This window comes from Synechococcus sp. 1G10, assembly GCF_002252625.1.
Classification (GTDB): domain Bacteria; phylum Cyanobacteriota; class Cyanobacteriia; order PCC-6307; family Cyanobiaceae; genus Regnicoccus_A.
The window spans coordinates 101,789-121,992 of record NZ_NQKW01000001.1; the positions used below are offsets into that span (position 1 = coordinate 101,789).

The 20,204-nt window shown below is 61.4% G+C and carries 18 protein-coding genes; 5 read left to right on the forward strand and 13 right to left on the reverse strand.

Annotated elements, in window-relative coordinates:
• The first annotated feature begins 74 nt into the window (after nucleotides 1–74).
• Both CJZ82_RS00540 and CJZ82_RS18565 read left to right on the forward strand, forming a co-directional pair.
• A complete protein-coding gene (locus CJZ82_RS00540; RefSeq protein WP_198949587.1) occupies nucleotides 75–278 on the forward strand; it encodes a hypothetical protein in 204 nt (67 codons plus the stop codon).
• 5 nt (nucleotides 279–283) lie between these two features.
• Nucleotides 284–424, forward strand: coding sequence for a hypothetical protein (locus CJZ82_RS18565; RefSeq protein ID WP_198949588.1), 141 nt, complete (start codon nucleotides 284–286; stop codon nucleotides 422–424).
• A 517-nt stretch (nucleotides 425–941) separates the two neighbouring features.
• On the opposite strand, the gene CJZ82_RS00545 is transcribed toward CJZ82_RS18565, so the two are convergent.
• The 6 genes from CJZ82_RS00545 to CJZ82_RS00570 form a co-directional block, all read right to left on the reverse strand.
• On the reverse strand, nucleotides 942–1,931 hold the full coding sequence (locus CJZ82_RS00545; protein WP_198949589.1) for a hypothetical protein: 990 nt from the start codon (nucleotides 1,929–1,931) through the stop codon (nucleotides 942–944).
• Nucleotides 1,932–1,993: 62 nt separating this feature from the next.
• Nucleotides 1,994–3,106, reverse strand: a complete 1,113-nt coding sequence (locus tag CJZ82_RS00550) for a Gfo/Idh/MocA family protein (RefSeq protein ID WP_094553847.1) — start codon at nucleotides 3,104–3,106, stop codon at nucleotides 1,994–1,996.
• Nucleotides 3,103–5,373: a glycosyltransferase family 4 protein gene (locus CJZ82_RS00555; RefSeq protein WP_094553848.1), complete on the reverse strand. Its 2,271-nt coding sequence runs from the start codon at nucleotides 5,371–5,373 to the stop codon at nucleotides 3,103–3,105. Before CJZ82_RS00555 ends, CJZ82_RS00550 begins: the two co-directional genes overlap by 4 nt.
• A 2-nt stretch (nucleotides 5,374–5,375) precedes the next feature.
• The gene (locus tag CJZ82_RS00560) at nucleotides 5,376–6,845 is read right to left on the reverse strand and encodes a glycoside hydrolase family 130 protein (RefSeq protein WP_094553849.1); all 1,470 of its coding nucleotides are present in this window, start codon (nucleotides 6,843–6,845) and stop codon (nucleotides 5,376–5,378) included.
• 443 nt (nucleotides 6,846–7,288) lie between these two features.
• On the reverse strand, nucleotides 7,289–7,903 hold the full coding sequence (locus tag CJZ82_RS00565) for an alpha/beta fold hydrolase (protein WP_094553850.1): 615 nt from the start codon (nucleotides 7,901–7,903) through the stop codon (nucleotides 7,289–7,291).
• Nucleotides 7,900–10,554, reverse strand: coding sequence for a sulfatase-like hydrolase/transferase (locus CJZ82_RS00570; RefSeq protein WP_198949591.1), 2,655 nt, complete (start codon nucleotides 10,552–10,554; stop codon nucleotides 7,900–7,902). The genes CJZ82_RS00565 and CJZ82_RS00570 overlap by 4 nt, the downstream gene beginning before the upstream one ends.
• Before the next feature lie 292 nt (nucleotides 10,555–10,846).
• Here CJZ82_RS00570 and CJZ82_RS18195 point away from each other — a divergent pair, with 292 nt between their 5' ends.
• The gene (locus CJZ82_RS18195; RefSeq protein ID WP_094553851.1) at nucleotides 10,847–11,044 is read left to right on the forward strand and encodes a hypothetical protein; all 198 of its coding nucleotides are present in this window, start codon (nucleotides 10,847–10,849) and stop codon (nucleotides 11,042–11,044) included.
• Here CJZ82_RS18195 and clpB read toward each other — a convergent pair.
• Nucleotides 11,004–13,634, reverse strand: coding sequence for an ATP-dependent chaperone ClpB (gene clpB / locus CJZ82_RS00580; RefSeq protein WP_094553852.1), 2,631 nt, complete (start codon nucleotides 13,632–13,634; stop codon nucleotides 11,004–11,006). The two genes, CJZ82_RS18195 and clpB, sit on opposite strands and share 41 nt — an antisense overlap.
• Nucleotides 13,635–13,785: 151 nt before the next feature.
• Between clpB and CJZ82_RS00585 the strand changes: the two genes are divergently transcribed.
• Both CJZ82_RS00585 and CJZ82_RS00590 read left to right on the forward strand, forming a co-directional pair.
• Nucleotides 13,786–14,277: a hypothetical protein gene (locus CJZ82_RS00585; RefSeq protein ID WP_233129941.1), complete on the forward strand. Its 492-nt coding sequence runs from the start codon at nucleotides 13,786–13,788 to the stop codon at nucleotides 14,275–14,277.
• 51 nt (nucleotides 14,278–14,328) lie between these two features.
• Nucleotides 14,329–14,535, forward strand: coding sequence for a hypothetical protein (locus tag CJZ82_RS00590; RefSeq protein WP_094553854.1), 207 nt, complete (start codon nucleotides 14,329–14,331; stop codon nucleotides 14,533–14,535).
• On the opposite strand, the gene CJZ82_RS18570 is transcribed toward CJZ82_RS00590, so the two are convergent.
• From CJZ82_RS18570 to glgB, 6 genes are all read right to left on the reverse strand, one after another.
• Complete coding sequence (locus tag CJZ82_RS18570; RefSeq protein ID WP_198949592.1) at nucleotides 14,528–14,869, reverse strand: hypothetical protein; 342 nt, start codon at nucleotides 14,867–14,869, stop codon at nucleotides 14,528–14,530. The genes CJZ82_RS00590 and CJZ82_RS18570 overlap by 8 nt on opposite strands.
• A 46-nt stretch (nucleotides 14,870–14,915) precedes the next feature.
• Entirely contained in the window at nucleotides 14,916–15,257 is a 342-nt protein-coding gene (locus CJZ82_RS00600; RefSeq protein ID WP_094553856.1) for a c-type cytochrome, read from the reverse strand.
• A 111-nt stretch (nucleotides 15,258–15,368) separates the two neighbouring features.
• Nucleotides 15,369–15,716 carry a plastocyanin gene (gene petE, locus CJZ82_RS00605; protein ID WP_094554108.1) on the reverse strand — a complete coding sequence of 116 codons (348 nt, stop codon included), beginning with the start codon at nucleotides 15,714–15,716 and terminating at the stop codon, nucleotides 15,369–15,371.
• 82 nt (nucleotides 15,717–15,798) lie between these two features.
• Nucleotides 15,799–16,803, reverse strand: coding sequence for an NAD(P)-dependent oxidoreductase (locus tag CJZ82_RS00610; protein ID WP_094553857.1), 1,005 nt, complete (start codon nucleotides 16,801–16,803; stop codon nucleotides 15,799–15,801).
• Nucleotides 16,800–17,858, reverse strand: coding sequence for a uroporphyrinogen decarboxylase (hemE, locus tag CJZ82_RS00615; protein ID WP_094553858.1), 1,059 nt, complete (start codon nucleotides 17,856–17,858; stop codon nucleotides 16,800–16,802). Before hemE ends, CJZ82_RS00610 begins: the two co-directional genes overlap by 4 nt.
• 26 nt (nucleotides 17,859–17,884) lie before the next feature.
• Nucleotides 17,885–20,194 (reverse strand): 1,4-alpha-glucan branching protein GlgB, encoded by a 2,310-nt coding sequence (glgB, locus tag CJZ82_RS00620; RefSeq protein ID WP_094553859.1) that lies wholly within the window; start codon nucleotides 20,192–20,194, stop codon nucleotides 17,885–17,887.
• Nucleotides 20,195–20,204 lie beyond the last annotated feature (10 nt).

Sequence of the window (20,204 nt, forward strand, 5' to 3'; positions counted from 1 at the left end):
CAATGAAACACTTAGTTTAGGCAAGGACTAAGTCTGTCAGAACTTATTGAACAGAGTGGCCAGCAGCGCGGCTCATGAACCTGCTGCTCGGCTCCAGCCTCTGGATCGACTTCAGGCGCAGCCGCAGCCCGACCGCCTTCAAGCCGTTCATCGCCCCCTGGGTCGTGGAAACCCGTGGCCCATCGGGCCGAACTGGTGCGCTTCGAGGTGCTGCGCTTCACCAGCCCGGCCTGAGCATGCCAACGGATCTCTGGCAACGGGCCCCGAGCTGCTGGTGAACGCTGTGGCCCTGCACAGTACGGCCAGCGTGGTGAGACTCGACACCGATATAGAGGTGATCGCCACCCGCTGGACGGGGCTGCCCACCGTCAACGCCACCACCAAGCCGACAATCACCCCCTTGATCGATCGGATCAAGCGGTAGGCGCTGCCGGATGATTTCGCCCCAGCTTGCGCAACGGCATGTTCACCAGCGTCGCTGAATTGAGCAAGGCTCTGCAGGCCGAAGGCTATGTGGTGCTCACCGACGGCGCCATCAATCTGCTCCCCAGCCCCGCGACCAGCGACCGAGATCGAGCTCAGGCTACCCTGACTTAGCGGAAAGCTCGCGAAGCGGTAGTTGAGGCGCAACGGGCCCAGGCGGGAACTAAGGCGGAAGCGGAAAGACATGGACATGGACATGGGCATGGGCATGGGCATGGGCAAGCGGTGCTGCTGGAACTCTTCGGATCATTGCATTGGCCAATAGCTTCATTGGTCCGTAGCCCAATAGCCTTTTCTGTGACTGGGATGCAGCTCAGTTGGGTGCATGAGCATGTCTTCTCACTCTCTTAACACGAATCAGTAACAGTCGGACCACAGCCTCTACACCAAGCCAAGAAACGCAATGAAATAGTGGCAATTGGTCCAAGTGGGCCATAAACGGATAGTTGCTGCGACAGTCATGAGCTCTCCTCCAACAAGTCGCTCAGGCGAAACTCAACAACACCAGTTACGGTATCTGCGGCACCGCAATAGATCAGCACTGTTTCCCCCTGATTGATGATTCCAGTTGGGAAGACCACATTCGGCACAAGTCCCTGGCGTTCGTACTCCATTTCTGGCACCAGAATCTGACCTCCCGCCCTGCTGATCTTCTCGGGATGATCCAGATCCAGCAGCAGCAATCCTGCGCCATAGCCGCCTATGCCGCTATCTTCTTCTCCCTTATCGTTGCCGTGGTAAATAGCCAACCAACCCGAAAACGTGCGGATCGGTGGTGTTCCTGCGCCGATGCGTCCGCGATCCCAGGCTGCGGTGGCGCTGAGAATGGGCTGGTGCCCGCCCCAATTCAGCAGATCAGGTGATGTGGCCAGCCAGATCTCAGGACGGGAGAAGATATGGGCCGCGGTGGGTCTGTGGAGAGCGAGATACTTGTCGTCGATTTTCTCAGGGAACAGCACAACATCCTTGTTCTCCGGACAAAAGATCAGTCCGTGATACTGGAAGGAGTTGAAATCCTGGGTTGATGCCAGAGCTGTTGCCACCCCGTGAGGGGAAACGGCTACATAAGTAATATAGAAGCGATCATTGATTAGACAAATTCGAGGATCTTCCATGCCATAGGCCTCGTAGTCATGGCTGGGCCTGAGGATCTGCAGCTCGCCCGCTCCCAGACTGCGACCGTCTGGGCTGCGTACAACCCGCAGGTGGGAGGTGGAGGTGAGTCGAAGCAGGCCCGTCTTCCGGATCTTCACAACCCTTGCATCATTGAAAACAACCTCCTGCTCTGGAAGCCAGTCCGTGATCACATGACCTCTTACCACATCCCAGCGCGGCAAACCCACATAACCCGTATGGACCTGTCGCGGTGTCTCGGCAACCCGGATCAGCAGGACGACTCCCTCCGCCGTCGCCACCACTCCGGGATTGAACGCACCGACAACGCTCAAGTCGTCCTGAGAGGGAGCGAGATCCTCCGGTCGTAGCAGACATCGGCTAGATAGACGCGGAATCATGCGCTGGAATCAGCCAGCTGAGTTGGCGCACATGCCATGGCAAGAGAGTTGCGGCCGTTGTCCTCGTTGATGACTCGTGGATGGGAGCGATCTGCCAACCAGGCAATCTGATCAGTGAACATTGCCCGTAAGAGTTCACAGTAACGGCGCATTTTTTCGACATCCATCCCTGCTCTGAGATCGATCTTTTGATACACATCAAAATGCTTGTGTCGTCCTCGAGCCAACCGCTCGGAGCCGGAATAGGTATTGATCACGTCGAGCATCGCATCAGGAAAGATCTCCATCAGTGTGCGCGACTGTGCTTCATCCACCACAGCTCGGAGGCGGACCCGAGTGGGCACCCATTCATCAAGGGTCAACTCACCGCGCTCAAACAGAAGACGGAATTCCTGGCGTTCCAGGCGCGCCGACTGAGTGAACCCATGATAGAAAGTTACCAGCGCACCATTGGCATAGCGCACCACGCACTGCACCTGTTCCTCCAGCCCAGAGCCGGGGCGCAGGACGCGCTGAGAGGCCACAACCATACCCTTACCCAGCCAGCCTTCGAATAGATCAAAAAAGTGCACTCCGTGTTCAATGAAAATGCCACCACTTTTGCTGCTGTCCCAGAACCAGTGTTCCGGTGAAAGCCCCTCATCACCTGCGGCATTGTCAAACCAACCGTGCAGGAACTCCCCAAGAACCCGCGATTCGATCAGTTGACGCACTGCTTCGAACAGAGGATTGTAGCGCTGCATCAGATTGGCGATGCAAAGTTGATTGCCGGCACGGGCCATTTGGAGCAGCTCATCAGCCTGCGGCAGCGTGAGCGCCAACGGCTTTTCGCAGATCACATGCTTCCCTGCCTCCAAGGCGGCACGGGCTTGGGGGTAATGGAGGAACGGCGGCGTGGCGATGTAGACAAGATCGACCTCATCCAGTTGGAGCAGGCTCTCCACCTCCAGTGTTTCAGTCACTCCAAAACGGCGGGCCATGGCAATGGCCGCCTCGCGATGGGTGCCGGCGATGGCGACAAGCTCCACCCCCTTGACCTGGAGAAACTGCTGCAGTGCAAACAGGCCAAACCCGCCTGCTCCGACTGCGCCGATCCGGATTCTGTTCATGGCATGTGCAGGGGATGGCGAGTGTGCTCAAGAAGTCGCATCTCCTGGAGAGCCAGAAGAAAGGCAAGAGTTGATTCGGCACCCTGGTTCAGGTTGACACTGTCATCTTGAAGACCATCGAAGCAGCCGCCTGTTCGCGCGTCATAGAGCGGCAGTTGGAGGTCGTTGCCACCGAGAAACCAAGCGAAGGCTCGCCATGCCTCGCCCAACCAGAAGTCATCCCCTGTTGCGGACCAAGCCTCAACGCAGGCGGAAACTGAGGCGCAGGCCTCAAGGGGTTGCTGGTCGAAGGTGGCCCGGTGCTGCCCTCTCCTATAGAAACCGTTAGACCCGATCGGTCTGAAGTGGCCGGCCTCAGCGGTTTGCACACCCATCAGCCAGCGAAGGCTGCGAAGGCCAACATCAAGGGCTTCTTGGCGCTGCGACCAGCGACCGCTGAGAATCAGCGCGTGCGGGAGAGAAGCATTGTCATAGCTGAGTATATTCTCAAACCAGGGCCATTCATCCATGCAGTTTTCATGGAAGGCTTCCAATAACTGTTCGGTCAGGGTATCGCGCATCAGATCGACGGTTCGATCCCCACTCAGTTTTCGCAGGTACTCATGAATGGCTTTGAGCCCAAGGGCCCAGGCCCTTGGGCTCGTTGTCTTCGTGATTGACGGCAATGCCACCTGAAAGAGTTCCACTGCCCAGTGGCGCAAGTCGTCTCGGCGTGATCGCCCCACGCAGGCACCCAACGCCAGGAGCGTGCGCCCCAGGCAATCATCTGAGCCATCTTCATCGAGCCAGGTGCGCTCGAAGCTCATGAAGTTGTGAAACCGGCAGGTTTCTGGGATGAAGGCATAGTTAACAAAGGAGCCGTAACAAGTGGCCAGTGCCTGCACTTCTGGAGTGATGTCGCCAGACTCTTCGAGCAATACAAGCAATTGCAAGGCACGCACATTGTCATCCGTGCAATAGCCCTCCTTGAAGTTGGGAAGTGTGTATTTTGCGTGCTGATAGATACCTGTCGAATCCGATATCCTCCTCAGGTGCTCCAGGCTCAAGGCCGGTAGCTCGCGCGGCTCCTGCTCCAAGGGCTTTTGCAGGGAGTGTGGAACAACTCTGTTGCCGCGGTCCAGTCTGGCTCGCTCAAAGGAGGAGTAGTAGAGAGCGGCTGCCCGGCTCCAGATCATGCCACGACCTAGTAAATAGGCCTGTTTGCGCATGGCGTGACGACGAACGTCATCCATCAGCAAGCCGATGAGCGCTTTGGCGATGGAGTCACTGTCACGAAACGGCACCAGCACCCCTCGCCCTTCGGCAAGCAGTTCTTCGGCATGCCAATAAGGCGTGGAGATCACCGCCTTGCCGCAACCAAAGGCGTAGGAAAGTGTCCCGGAGGTAATCTGATCAGGATTCAGATAGGGTGTGATATAGATATCTGCGACGCCAAGGAAGTCTTTTAACTCTTCGAAACCAACGAATCGATTATAAAAGATAACCTGTTTTCTAACCCCTAATTCGTTCGCAAGTCTCTCCAGGCTCAGCCTGTAGGTCTCGCCCTGCTCGCGCAATAGGTGGGGGTGGGTGGCGCCCAAAACGATGTACACCATCTCGGGAAACTCCTTGACGACCTCGGGCAAGGCACGGATCACTGTCTCAATACCCTTGGCTGGTGAGATCAGCCCAAAGGTCAGTAGGACCTGTTTGCCCTCAACACCGAACTGATCTTTGTAATAGTTCGGATCAACAAACGGCATATCTGGTACACCATGGGGAATCACATCAAGATGATCGGTGGTAACTTCGTAGATTTCTTCCAGAATCCGCTTGCCGCGATCGCTCATCACAATGATCCGGGTCGACAGGGCGATGAGTTCCTTCATCACACGCCTCTGATCGACGGTCGGTTCCTCCAGGATCGTGTGGAGCTGGGTGACCACTGGGAGATCGACATTGCCAAGCAACGTCAGGATGTGGCTGCCAGCCGGACCACCATAGATCCCAAATTCGTGCTGCAAACAAATGACATCGGCATCGGTCAAGTTCAGGAAGTCCGCTGCACGGCGATAACTGCGAAGATCCTGTTCGGCAATTTCAAAGCGAACTTCGGGAGGATAGGCATAGCCCTCCGGTACGTCGTTGACAGCCACGACGAAGCAATCATTAATAGGCGCGTCGTCTGTAAGCGAGCGGTATACAGAATGAGCAAAGGTGGCGATACCGCACTTTCGCGGCAGATAGTCGCCAATGATGGCAATCTTGCGCGTGGATCTTGGATTCACAGCTAGCGCTCAATTCGGGTGGCCTTCAATTCATTTATTAACTCTTCGACCGATACCGTGGCAAAGCTTGTTGACTGGTCGCTCATGGCATAGGGCATTACCAGTTTACCAGCGTGGATCAGCGATCCGCAGCTATAGACGACATTTGGAACATATCCTTCACGTTCCTCTTGGGTTGGTTCAAGCAGCGGTTCTCTCAGGCGCCCGATCACTTGCCCGGGGTCCTCGAGGTCAAGCAGGATCGCACCGATCGTGTATCGCCGCATCGGTCCTACGCCATGGGTGAGTACCAGCCAACCATCCTTGGTTTCGATCGGCGAGCCACAGTTGCCGATCTGAACAAATTCCCAGGGATAAGTAGGCCTCATTAGAAGGCGCTTTTCATACCAGAAGTTCAGCTGATCAGAATACATGAGATAGATATTCTCCCCATCCTGCCTGGAGAGCATGGCGTAATGACCATGCACTTTTCGCGGGAACAAGGCCATGCCCTTGTTCGCTACCTCAGGCCCATTCAGGGTGCTGATCTTGAACTGGCGGAAGTCCTTAGTTTGCAGAAGTTGGGGAAAGACCAGTTGTCCATCATAGGCGCTGTAGGTTGCGTAGTAAGTCGTTTGTTCGCCACCATCGTTGAAGGCGACAAAACGGGCGTCTTCAATCCCTCGTCTTTCTGTGGGAGAATTGGGAAAGATGACCCGCTCCGAGCAGTCATCACCAGTGCTGAAGCTGATGTCGTAATTCGCCCGAGCCAGGGACAGCACACTGTCCATTGTTTGCTGGCTGTCTCCGTTGCCGAGGCGATCCCGACGCAGGGCCTGGTTGCTCAAAACTGTGAGCTGCTCAAAATTGAAATGTTCATCCAGCTGATCCATCAGCCGCTGGGCAAACGGTGACAGCAGGCCTAACTCAAGCAGTTTCTGCTCGAAAAGATGTTTGTCATAACTTGGATTTGGGTGGATATCTGCGGCTGCTACAAATGGACTTGGTAGATCGAGCGCGATTTCCACATTCCGGTTGATTACTCCTGTACGGAAGACGATGGAGGAGATGTGGCCCTCGCCCGTGGCACGCAGGCTCAGCAGAAAGCGCAGACTTCCTTCTTCCAGACCCGACTGATCCGGGTGTGGCACGATTGATGGATTGAAGAGTGCCGCAGCCTCAAGGGAGTATTCCAGTGTGAAATAGGCGCCGATCAGTAGCCGCTCGCAATGGCTCAGGGGCTGGTCGGTGATCAGATTCTCGTGCACATGATCAAAGCGGCTGAGCAGAAAAGCCTGCAGCTTTTCATGACGACCTTCAAACCGCTCCAGCATGATGGCGGCTTCACGTTCCGCTTCGGAGCGACTCAGGGCAGTGACTCGCGCGACGATACGTTGAACACGCTCCCTCTTGCTCCATTCAAAGGGTCTAAAAAATACACGGGAAGGGTCAGGACGAATCTGAATACATGTTCTGGTGACTTGGACGGGCATGGTATGTATCTGTCATGGGACTAGATAGAATCTCTAGAATAATAGTGATGCTTTAACTCTGACCTTCTCGACTCCTGTTCATCAGCCTACTTGATGACCCATCTACCCCTGTGGCGCTAAGGTCCTGCTCCGGGCATCGTGGTCTGATCGCAGAAACCTGTGGCGGCTTGTCCCTAAACAACCCAGGTCCCTGTGTCTGTTGCCGATAGGTCCAGGGGCTCGTAACGCTCAACTCGCAATACTCTGAATCTTGGTGCCCAACTCAGCACTACGAGTGGACAGCTTTGCTGATAGGTCGCGATGCGGATAGCTACGTTGCGAAGGCCGCATCCCACACCCGGCAGCTCACGATCAGGATCTGCTCGGGGATCATGCACCGCGGCCATGAAGGCGCTGGTGCTGGTCCCCGTCCAGCGGGCTCTAGTAATTGCAGACTGTCTTGCTCACGCTGGGGTGCTCAGGTGCCGATCGATCAGTGGGGCGATCTCTTGAGCTCGCTCCATCGCCAGATCATGGCTTCCCCCCGGAAGGATCACCAGGCGCGCGTTAGGAAGCATTGAGGCCAGATGCTGCCCCACCCCCACCGTGCTGATCGGATCGGCATCACCCCAGAGCAGCAGGGTGGGGATCGAAATCGAGGGCAGTCGTTCCACGAGGTTCTCGCTGGCGGTGGCGAACCAGTCCGGCAGCTGGGGATAGGCGAGACGGAAAGCCGCTCGCCAGTCTTCGGCTCCGTGCTCGGCCAGCGGCAGACCGCCAGAGGTGACGGCCAGCACCAGGTGGGTGATCCGCTCGGGCCGTACCAACGCCGCCTGCAGAGCCAGGACACCTCCCATGGATTGGGCGATCAGGGCGCTGGGGCGGTGCAGCTGGGCAAGAACGAGCGTGAGCAGGTCGTCGAATCCCTCTACCGCCGGATCCGGTGGCGTTTGGCCGAAACCCGGCCAGCCGAGGTGGATCCGCTCACCACCATGCACAAGCTGGTCAGCAACGGGCCGCCAGAAACCAGTGTTTCCAGAGGCGCCGGGGAGAAAGAGCAGCGGGGCGAGAGGATTCATGGCCCGAACTTCGGTCGCCCGCACTCACGGGCGGCCTCCACCTTCCCCATTCCTGCCTCCAGGCTCTTTATATCTGCCAGCGAGAGCTGGGGCCGATCGAGCTTGATCGTCAGCTTGTGGAGCTTGCCGGTGAAGCGGAACGGGGGCTGGTAGTCGGCGTCGTTGACGCCGGTGAGGGTGTCGGAGCCGATATCGAAGCTCTCGTCCCACTGCAGGATCATCGGCAGGGTCTTGGGCATGGTTTTGGTGGCGACCACCTTGCCGTCCACCTTGAGGGTGCCGGTGCCGGGGCGGCCGACACCGCTGAAATCGTTGAAGGCCAGGGTGCCGGCCCCCTTGCCGTCGTACACGAAATCGAATTCAACCTTGTGCTTGCCGGGGGGGATCGGCTCGGTTCCCTCCCACTTCAGGCGTTCCAGATCCACCATGTTCCACAGCCACACCGGCTTGCCGTTCTTCAGATAGAAGCCGTAGCCACCGAAGCGGCCGCCAGAAGTGAGAAGCATGCCCTCGGCGCCGCCGGCCGGTACCTCGACATCAGCTGTCACGGTGTAGGAGGTGTTGAGCAGCAGGGGCGAATCGCCCTGGGGCAGACCCACCATCGGACGGGTGTAGACGAACTCGTTGCGACCTGAGGTGATGTTCGGCCGCGGCGCCACGATCCGCGCCGCCACCGAGGCATCGAGCGGAAACACCTGATACTTGTTGGCCTCAGCGATGAAGGCAGCCTTCATCTCCTTCACCTTCTGGGGGTTCTGGGCGGCCAGATCGCTGGTCTGGCTGAAATCACGGTTGAGGTCGTAGAGCTCCAGCGTCTGGTTGTTGAGTGAATCCGGGTTGGCCGGGCCGAAGGCCTCCCAGGGAGCCCGGTTCACCTTGGTGCTCAGCAGCCAGCCGTCGTTGTAGAGCGCCCACTGGCCCATCATCTCGAAGTACTGGGTCTTATGGCGCGAGGGTGTCTTGGCATTCTTGCTATCAAAGGTATAGAGGAAACTGGTGCCTTCGATCAGTTTCTGGGGGATGCCGTCCACCAGCTCGGGCGCCTTCAGACCGGCCGCCTCCAGGATCGTCGGCACCACGTCAATCACGTGAACGAACTGTTCGCGCAGACCGCCCTTGTCCTTGATGCGCGCTGGCCAGCTCACCACCATGTTCTGGTTGACGCCACCCAGTTTGGAGGCGTTCTGTTTGAACCAGCTGAACGGGGTGTCGAAAGCCCATGACCAGCCGGCCGACATGTGGTTGTAGGTGAGCTCGGTGCCCCAGACGTCGAAGAACTTCATCTGCACCTCGACGGGCAGCTTGTTGAGACCGTTGAAGAAAGCCACCTCGTTGGGGGTGCCCAGCGGACCACCCTCGGCGCTGGTGCCGTTATCGCCGTTGATGTAAACGATCAGCGTGTTGTCGAGCTTGCCGAGGTCGTCGAACTGCTGGATCACCCGGCCGATCTCGTAATCGCTGTAGGCCGCAAAGGCGGCGAACACCTCCACCTGGCGGATGAACAGTTTCTGGGCCTCCGGTGTGAGCTTGTCCCAGGGGGTGATCACATCAGCGGGCCAGGGTTCGAGCCTGGCGTCCGCCGGAATCACACCCAGGCGCTTCTGGTTCGCGAAGATGCGCTCCCTCAGTTTCTCGTAGCCATCATCAAAGAGATGCATTGCGTGGATCTTGTCCACCCACTCCTTGGTGGGGTGGTGGGGCGCATGGGTGGCACCGGGGGCGTACTTGATGAACAGCGGTTTGGCCGGATTGGTCTGGTGCATCCGCGTCATGTAGTCGATAGCGTCGTCGGCCATCTCGGTGACCAGATTCCAGCTGCCGGGGGCCTTGCCTTCAAAGGGATAGATCTGGGTGGTGTTGCGGAACAGGTTCGGCTGCCACTGGTTGGCATCACCGCCCACAAAGCCGTAGAAGTAATCGAAACCCATGCCCGTGGGCCACTGATCAAAGGGCCCGCTCTGGCTGGCCTGGAAAGCCGGCACGTTGTGATCCTTGCCGAACCACGCGGTGGAGTAGCCGTTGTCCTTGAGCAGACGGCCGATCGTGGCCTTGTCGCGCTCGATGATGCTGTTGTAGCCGGGGAAGCCCGTTGACTGCTCCGAGATCACCCCGAACCCTGCCGAGTGGTGGTTGCGGCCGGTGATCAGGGCGGCGCGGGTGGGCGAGCACAGCGCCGTGGAGAACATGCGGTTGTACCGCAATCCCGCCTTGGCAACGCGATCCATCGCCGGTGTGGGGATCACGCCGCCGAAGGTGCCGGGCACCCCGAAACCGGCGTCGTCGGTGATGATCAGCAGCACATTGGGGGCGCTCTGCGGTGGCGTGATCCGCGGCGCCCACCAGGGTTTGGACTGCAACGCGCCGTCATTGATCACACCCCTGTGGCGGAGTGCCTCGAGAAAACTGAACGGCAGCACCTCACAGGCCAGGGCGCGACCCCGCATGCTTGAGGCGATCTCGGCCGACAGCATCTGGGCCGATGAGCCGCTCACCACCACATCGATTGGTTCGCTGTCGATGACCCGCCTTACGAAACCCTTCCAGCCATGGATCGGCTGGATCTCATCGAGGTAGAGACAGCCCCTTAGCGGACCACTGGGGCAGCGGTCGCTCCATCGCGTCCACCAGATCCTGCTCCAGCAGCCATTCAAGCGCCATCGCCGCTTTAGTTGTCCTTCCCAGAAGGCCAGATTAGCGCAGAAGTATGAGCAAAGGGAGGCCAGATCTGCCTGACCCTGAAGGGTCGGATGTAGGCGACTGGTTGCTACGGGTGGTTCCTTCTGATTGCCCTTAGCGTTTGAAGCAAGAGCTCGGACGCTCGCTGCATGACAGTTGCACCACCCAAGAGTCCATTCGCTCCCGCGCTGGAGCCGTTGGCCCTTCCCTGGGATCTGCGCCTGAGCCCGGAGCAGTTCGACAGCTACAGCAACTTTCGCCTCGTCGATGGTTCTGTCCTCAGCCCTGAGCAGCGCCGTGGAGAGCTGGACCGCCGCAGACGCTGCCCCGCAGCGCCTTGCCCCGGCCCAGATGCTCGATGCCGCTCCGCTGTTCCCCGATTTGCAGATCGACCTGGCTGAGGTGTGGCTCAGCCGAGCTCTACTCAGGCCAGCACCGGCAATCTGGCCGGTTCGGCCTGCTTGAAGCGCAGCCGAGGCGGCTCCGCAGCGGTCTCCACGTCCACCGCGATCGTGCTGCCCTCGGGGAAGGTGCCGGCCAGGATCGCCTTGGCGATCGGGGTTTCCAGCTGACGCTGGATCGCACGCTTCAGAGGCCGGGCGCCGTAGACTGGGTCGTAGCCCACGGCGGCCAGCCAGTCGAGCGCTTCGCCGTTGAGCTCCAGGCCCAGCTTGCGGTCGTCGAGGCGCAGACGCAGCCGCTGCACCTGCAGCTCCACGATCTGGCGCAGTTCCTCCTGCCGGAGTGAGTGGAAGATGATCGATTCATCCAGGCGGTTGAGGAACTCGGGCCGGAAGTGACCGCGCAGGGCGTCGTTCACGCGGCGCTCCATCTCGCCGTGGCGGGCTGGATCACCGGCCAGATCGAGGATCGAGGCGCTGCCGATGTTGCTGGTGAGGATCAGCACTGTGTTGGTGAAATCCACCGTGCGGCCCTGCCCGTCGGTGACGCGGCCGTCATCGAGGATCTGCAGCATCACGTTGAACACATCGGGGTGGGCCTTCTCCACCTCGTCGAACAGGATCACCGCATAGGGCCGGCGCCGCACCGCTTCGGTGAGCTGGCCGCCCTCCTCATAGCCCACATAGCCCGGAGGCGCTCCGATCAGGCGGCTGACGGCGTGCTTCTCCATGTATTCGCTCATGTCGATGCGCACCATGGCGTCGTCGCTGTCAAACAGCTGGGCGGCCAGGGCCTTGGAGAGCTCCGTTTTGCCCACACCGGTTGGGCCAAGGAACAGGAAGCTGGCGATCGGCCGGTTGGGATCACTCAGCCCGGCGCGGGAGCGCTGGATCGCATCAGCCACGGCGGTCACCGCCTGCTCCTGACCGATCACGCGAGTGTGCAGTTCATCTTCGAGGTGCAGCAGTTTCTCCATCTCGCTCTGCACCAGCCGGCTCACTGGGATGCCGGTCCACTTGGCGATCACCTCGGCGATGTCGTCTTCAGTGACCTCCTCGCGCAGCAGCGTTTTCTCGCCATCGCCGGCATTGAGCTCGGCCTCCTTGGCCGCCAGCTTCTTGTTCAGCTCCGCCAGGGTGCCGTATTCCAGCTCGGCGGCCTTGTTGAGGTCGTACTGGCGCTTGGCCTGCTCCACCTGCAGCTGCACCTGCTCGATTTCCTCCTTGATGGCGCTGAGCTCATCGATCGCCCCCTTCTCCTGCTGCCACTGGGCATTGAGGGTGCTCTGCTGCTCGCTCAGATCGGCCAACTCCTTCTCCAGGCGCTCCAGCCTGTCCTTGCTGGCGGAATCGGATTCACGCCCCAGCGAGAGTTTCTCCATCTCCAGCTGCAGGATGCGGCGGTCGAGTTCATCGATCGCCTCCGGCTTGGAGGTGATCACCATCTTCAGCCGCGCGGCTGATTCATCCATCAGGTCGATCGCCTTATCCGGCAGGAAACGATCGGCGATGTAGCGGCTGGAGAGCACCGCCGCCGCCACCAGGGCGTTGTCGGCGATGCGCACACCGTGGTGCACCTCATAGCGCTCCTTGAGGCCACGCAGGATCGAGATCGTGTCTTCCACCGTGGGCTGATCCACGAACACCTGCTGGAAGCGGCGCTCCAGGGCGGGATCCTTCTCGATGTGCTGGCGGTGCTCATCAAGGGTGGTGGCACCGATGCAGCGCAGTTCGCCGCGGGCCAGCATCGGCTTGAGCAGGTTGCTGGCATCCATCGAGCCGCCGGCCGCGCCGGCTCCCACCACGGTGTGGATCTCGTCGATGAACAGCACGATCTGTCCTTCGCTTTCGGTCACCTCCTTGAGCACGGCCTTGAGCCGCTCCTCGAATTCACCGCGATACTTAGCCCCGGCGATCAGGGCGCCCATATCAAGGGCGATCAGCTGACGGTTCTGCAGGGCCTGGGGCACATCCCCGTTCACGATCCGCTGGGCCAGGCCCTCCACGATCGCGGTCTTGCCCACACCGGGTTCACCGATCAGCACCGGGTTGTTCTTGGTGCGGCGCGAGAGGATCTGAATCGTGCGGCGGATCTCCTCATCCCGGCCGATCACCGGATCAAGCTTGCCGTCCTTGGCGGCCTGGGTGAGATCGCGGCCGTACTTCTCCAGGGATTCGTAGGTGCCTTCTGGGTTCTGGTCAGTCACGCTCTGGTTGCCACGCACGGATTGAACGGCATCTTTGAGTTTGTCAGCGTTGGTTCCCGCCTGGGAGAGCAGCTGCTTGCCGCAGCGGTCGTCGATCGCCAGGGCCAGCAGCAGATGCTCGATCGAGATGAAGCTGTCGCCATAGCTGGCCTTGAGCTGCTCGGCCTGATCGAGCACGCTGTTGAGCCCCTTGCCCAGAAACACGTTCTCGGGCGCCGCGCCGAGGCTCGGCTGGCGTGAGATGTAGGCCTCCACCGCCTGGCTCAGGGCCGCCACATCAACGCCGGCCTTCTCGAGAATGCGGCTGGCCAGTCCGGGCTGGCTGAGCAGGCTGGCGAACAGGTGCTCGCTCTCCAGTTGCTGCTGCTTGCGCTGCTGGGCCAGCTGCTGGGCGGCCACGACGGCGCCCCAGGCCTTCTCCGTGAATGCTTCGGCGGTGGGATGCATGCCTGTTCTCCTCTCTGATCAGTTCTCAGAGAACGCTATGAACAGAAAGCCGGCCAGCACAGGATGGGCAGGCCGAAACAATTGGCGAATCAACCGAACGGCGCGGGCCGGGCCTGTCCTTAACTTCACTTCTATTCCCTGCCCCTACCAGATGACGATGCCGATACCGATGACCAGGCCCCGGCCCCTTGCCGCGCTGGCGGCCCTCTCCCTGCTGGGCGCAGGCCTGGCCCCCGGCGCTGCAGCCGCCAGTTGCACCTATCTGCCGGCGGTGGGGGGAGGCACCAGCGTCAGCAAGTCGATCCAGTTGAACGGCCCCCTGGTGTTTCCCTTCGGCCGCACCAACTTCAACACCGATTTCACGGTGAACCGGGCCTACTCCAGCTACAAGGTGAACTTCAAATCCACCTCCACGGAGCGCGGTCCCTACCCCATCCAAGCCTATCTCAAGTTCAGCGACGGCAGCAACTTGCAGGTGGTGAATGAAACCCTCGATGCACCCCCTGGCCTGTTTCGTCAGTTCGGCCCTTTCTACCCTCCGGCCGGCAAACTTGTCAGCCAGGTGAATGTGAAGGTGGGTACGGGCTACAACGCCAACGCCACCGGCTTCAGCTACACGATTTCAGTGTTCGGCTGCCGCTGAAGCCCAAGTCGCCATGATGTCGCCATGTCAGGCCGCGGGCCCAGAGCAGGGATGAGCAACGAGGAGAGGGAGGCTCTGGTGCTGCGCCTGGTGCAGGAATCGCGCGACTTCGAGGGCACCAGCAAGGATCCGGAGCGCAATTGCTGGCTGGTGGTGCACCGCCATGCCCATGGGGTGCTGCCCAGCGAGTACGACATCCGCGACGTCCCCGAAGACCTCTACCTGGAGGTGCTCTTCAGGCGCCGCTCGCTCAGCTGACCCTTCGTCCAGTCACCGAGCCCAGCAGATCGGCCACGGGCTGGATCCGCGACTGCTGCAGGAAGCGGGAGGCCGCCTCCGCTGCACTGGCCTGCTCCAGATCGGCCCACTCGATCGGGTAACCCAAGGTTCTGGCGCGCTCGATAAGCCGCTCCCAGGGCCGCTCCTGATCTCCCAGCCGCAGCAGGGCCCTGAGCCTCGGTTGCCGCTCGGCGTCGGCCACCAGCCGCCGCAGTTGCTCCATCGACATCACCACCGTCGCGTCGGTCGAATCCAGCCTCGCCTTGCCCAGCGGGATTGACCAGCGGGCGAACACAAACCACAAAAAAACCACCCCGTGGCGGGGGTGGCGGATGGAAATCAGAGCCGAAGGCCCTTGATCAGGTCCAGCCCTTGGCGGCCATTTCCTCGATGTAGGAGGCCACATCGGCGATGTCGGTTTCGCTGAGCTTGCCGCCGAACGCCGGCATGGCGTTCTTGCCGTTGGTGACCTGATAGGCGATAGCCGCTTCGTGACCACTGCTGTAGTTGGCCAGATAGGCCTCGAGCGCCTCGGCCTTGAGCGTGCGCTCGGCGTTCACCACATTGCCGCCGCCCATGTGGCAGGCGGCGCAGTTGGCGGAGAAGATCTGCCCGCCATGGGCGGCGTCGGCGGCGAAGCTGGGGGCTGCACCCAGCAACAGGGCCAGGCAGACGGCGAAGAATGAAAGCAGGCGACGCATCAGGGAGGCGAGCAATGGAGCGGGCAACCAGTCAAAAATAGAGTCCCGGAGTCGGCAAAGCGCCGGCTGCGGGAGTGGATGAAACAATCTCGTCACTGAGGCCCAGGGGCCTCACTCCACGATCACCTTGCCCACCATGCCGGCACCGCGGTGGGGCTCGCACCAGTAGTTGTAGCTGCCGGCCTGCTCAAAGGTTTCATCCCAGCTTTCGCCAGGCGCAAAGGCCAGGGCGGTGTGGCTGAGTTCCTCGTGACCATCGAAGACGGCGTTGTGGGGGGCCAGGTTGTTGTTCACGAAGCGGATCGTGTCCCCCTTGTTGATCGTGACCACGCTGGGCTCGAAAGCCAGCATGCCGCCGTCGGTGCCGAGCTTCACCTCAACGGTGGCGGCCTCAGCCGGCAGGACCGAACTGAAGCTCACCAGCACCAGCAGGGCCCCGAGCAGGGCAGAAGTGGCCATGGCCTTGATGAGGCGAGCTGCGGAGGCCTGCAGAGCTTGAACCATCAGGTTTTCCTAACACTGATGACAATTTACTGCGTATTCAGATAGCGCCGCGGTGGGGCAGCCCCGCCAGCTCGAACACCGCCTCCAGGGAGGGGGCATGGCTCACCAGCTCAAAGCGCTCCGGCGGGCTCACCGGCTCATGAACGAAGTGCCGCTGGCGGATGCTGAAGCGGTCCCAGGCGTTCACCTCGATCGGCAGCACGCGGATCAGGGCTTCAATCCACCAGCCATTGAGAGCCAGTCCCAGCGGCGGCCGCCAGCTGCGGCGCCAGCGGCAGAGCCGGCTCACGGTGTCATCGACCGTGACCGACGGTTGGCCCAGCACCAGCCGGCGCAGCGGCCCCTGATTCGGCTCTGGATTGGGCTGGTGGGGGTTCAGTGCCAAATGGGCGCAGACCAGGGCGATGTCGGCAGCATGGATGAAGTGGAAGCTGGCCTCGGCCCGCAGCCACTTCGCCAGCCAAAGCCAGCGCACCGCCTCCTTCAGGCCCGCCGTGAGATAGCTGGTGGGGTGGGAATCGCCAGGACCGACCGAGCCGCCGAACACCAGCGTGGGGAAGACCGCCACGATCCGCTCGGCCAGGGGATGGCTCTCCAGTTGCTGCAGGCAGAGGGCCTTGGTCTGGATGTACTCGGTGCCGTAGGCGGCCGCTTCCGGCAGCAGCTGCAGCTGCCGGTCGAGAATGCTGGCGGTGGAGAAGTAGATGATCTGCTCCAGCCGCTCGGGATCGAGCCGGCTCAGCAGCTCCTTGACGGCCACCACGTTCACCTGCTGGGCCCGCTCCGGGTCGCCCCAGGCGGTGGCGGTGTGGATCACCCGGGTGGCCGAGGCGATCTCTGCGGCGTGGGGCGCCTGATCACGCAGATCGCCCACCAGCAGGGTGATGCGCGGATGCTGCCTGGGCACGGCCGTGAGCTTGGCGGGATCCCGGAGCCAGAGCAGCAGCTCGGCATCGGAGCTGGCCAGCAGCTGCTCAGCGATGGCCTGACCGACGCAGCCGCTCGCTCCGGTGATCAGGATGCGGGCAGGACGGCCGCTCAAACAGCTGCTCCCAACAGCTCGTTCACTGACTTGCCAGCCTCGAAGAACACCCGGGCGTTCTCTTCGGGCGTGCCCGGCAGGATCCCATGGCCGAGGTTGAGGATGTGGCGGCGGCCGCGGGCCTTGAGCACGGTATCGACGATGCGCTCGCGGATCGCCTGCGGAGTGCCGAACAGCAGACCGGGATCCACATTGCCCTGCACCCCCAGGTGCTGGGGCAGGCGGGCACAACCGTCGGCCATGTCCACGGTCCAGTCGAGGGAGATGAAATCAACGCCGGTTCTGGCCATCCGCTCCAGCACACCGGCGCTGCCGGAGATGTAGAGAATCAGGGGGGTGTCGGGGTGCTTCGCTTTCACCTGATCCACTACCCGTTTCTGATACGGAGCGGCGAACACGTCGTAGTCGATCGGGCTGAGCTGACCCGCCCAGGAATCGAACAGCTGCACCACCTGGGCGCCGCTTTCAATCTGATAGCTCACGTAGGCGGCGATCGAATCGGCCAGGTGAGTGAGCAGGCGATGCAGCAGCACCGGCTCCTGGAACGCCATCGCCTTGATCACGGCGTAGTTCTTGCTGCTCTTGCCCTCCACCGCATAGGCGGCCAGGGTCCAGGGGGCCCCCACGAAGCCCAGCACCGCCGCCTCGTTGCACACGCTCTGGCGCAGCCGGCCCAGCACCTCGCCCACGAACGGAAGCGAAGCCGCCGCATCTAGGGGCCGCAGCGCCTCAACCTGGGCCAGGCTGCGGATCGGCGGATCAATGATTGGTCCCTTGCTCTCGATGATGTCGAAATCAATCCCCATTCCCGGCAGGGGCGTGAGGATGTCGGAGAAGAGAATCACCCCATCGGGTTGAAAGGCCCGATACGGCTGCATCGAAATCTCATAGGAGAGATCAGGCTGCTCCGAACGTTCCCTGAAGCCGGGATGTCGGTCGCGCAAGTCGCGGTAGACCTTCATGTAGCGCCCGGCCTGGCGCATCATCCAGACCGGTGGACGCTCCACCTGCTCACCTCGGGCGGCGCGCAGCAGCAGGGGGAGCGAGTCGGCCATGGGTGAAGGGAATGCCAGGGGCGAACCTACCCGAGAGCCCCGCCCGTTTCGGCGGCTTCGTCACAGACGACCTGGCTCCTGACCGGGTCGAGCTTCAGCACCAGCACGCCCAGGGGCGGCAGGCAGAGGTCGAGCGACTGGTCGTAGCCATGGACCGCCCAGTCCTCGCTGAATTTGCCACCCAGGTTGCCGAGGTTGCTGCCGCCGTAGCGGCTGCTGTCGGTGTTGAAGACTTCAGCGTAGTAGCCCTCCATGGGCACCCCGATCCGGTAATGGGAGTGGCTCTGGGGCGTGAAGTTGGCCACCACCACCACGCAGCTGCCGGTGAGGCTCTCGCGGCGCATGAAGCTGATCACCGAATGGCGGCTGTCGCTGCAATCGATCCACTGGAAGCCGTAGTGATCGAAATCCTCCCTCCACAGGGCCGGCTCCTCGCGGTAGAAGCGATTGAGGTCGTCGACCAGATTGCGCAGGCCTTGGTGGGCCTCGAACTGCAGCAGGTCCCACTGCAGGTCGCCCCAGACATTCCACTCGGAGCGCTGACCGAACTCCATGCCCATGAAGATGGTCTTCTTGCCCGGGTGCGTCCACATGTAGGCGAGCAGGGCGCGCACATTGGCGAACTTCTGCCAGTCGTCGCCAGGCATCTTGTGCAGCAGATGGCTCTTGCCATGCACCACCTCATCGTGGCTGAGTGCCAGCATGAAGTTCTCGGTGTAGTGATACATGATCGAGAAGCTGACATTGTTCTGGTGGAACTGGCGGAACCAGGGATCCAGCTCGAAGTAATCGAGCATGTCGTGCATCCAGCCCATGTTCCACTTGAGGTTGAAGCCCAGACCACCCATGTCGGTGGGCTTGGTGACCATCGGCCAGGTGGTGGATTCCTCGGCGATCGAGAGGGCACCGGGGAAGTGATGGAACAGCACCGAATTGGCCTGCTGCAAGAAGCGCACCGCTTCGAGGTTTTCGCGGCCGCCCTGTTCGTTGACCAGCCATTCGCCATCGGGGCGCAGGTAGTCGCGGTAGAGCATCGAGGCCACCGCATCCACCCGGATGCCGTCGATGTGGAACTCCTCGAACCAGAACACCAGGTTGGCCACGAGGAAGTTGCGCACCTCGTTGCGGCTGTAGTTGAAGATCAGCGTGCCCCACTCCTTGTGCTCGCCGATGCGGGGATCGGCATGCTCATAGAGGTGGCAACCATCGAAGAACGCCAGGCCATGGCTGTCCTTGGGGAAGTGGCCGGGCACCCAGTCGAGGATCACCCCGATCCCTTCGGCGTGGCAGCGATCCACAAAGGCACGGAATTCATCCGGCGGGCCGAAGCGGCTGGTGGGGGCATACCAACCGGTCACCTGATAACCCCAGGAGCCATCGAAAGGATGCTCGGCGATCGGCATCAGCTCCAGATGGGTGAATCCCCGTTCCTTCACGTAGGGGATCAGCCGGTCGGCCAGCTCGGGATAGGTGAGCAGGCGCGCGCCGGGCTTGAGATCGGCGGCCGCCACCGGCGGCCTGGGGCTGCCATCGGCCTCGATGTAGGGCTGATCGGCCGGGCCATGCATCCAGCTGCCCAGGTGTAACTCATAAACCGAGATCGGCTGATCGAGGGGATCGCGGCCGTCTCGCTGCTCCAGCCAGGCCTGGTCGCCCCAGCGGTACTGACCCAGCTGGGCGACCACCGAGCCGGTCTGGGGGCGGATCTCGTGCTGGAAGCCGTAGGGATCCGCCTTCTGATAGCAGTGGCCCTCGGCCGAGCGCACCTCGTATTTGTAAATGGCTCCTGGTCTCAGCCCGGGCACGAACAGTTCCCAGATCCCCCCGATGCGCAGCTGCATCGGGTGATGGCGACCATCCCAGCTGTTGAAGCCACCCAGCAGGGCTACGCTGCGGGCATTGGGTGCCCAGAGCGCGAACTGCACGCCGGCGATACCCTCGCGCTCGCAGGGGTGGGCGCCGAGACGGTGCCAGATGTGATGGTGGTTCCCCTCGGCGAAGAGATGGCGGTCGAGCTCCCCCATCCACTCCTCACGGAAGGCCCAGGGGTCGTGCTGCTGATGCTCGATGCCACCCCGCTGCACCCGGTACTCGTAGCGGCGGCCGGGGTCCTCGCTCAGCTCGACTTCAAAGATCCAGGGGTGGTTGGGCGTGGCCATCGGCAGGGCGCGGCCGTCGAGCACCAGGTCCACCTGGCTCGCCTCCGGCATCCAGGCCCTGACCACCCAGCCATCGCCATGGGGATGGGGTCCAAGCACGGCAAACGGATGGTCGTGCCGGCAGTCCTGAAGCCTCTGGCCGTCTTGGACCATCCATTCGAGGCTGGTGGAGGGCATCGAGCATCGG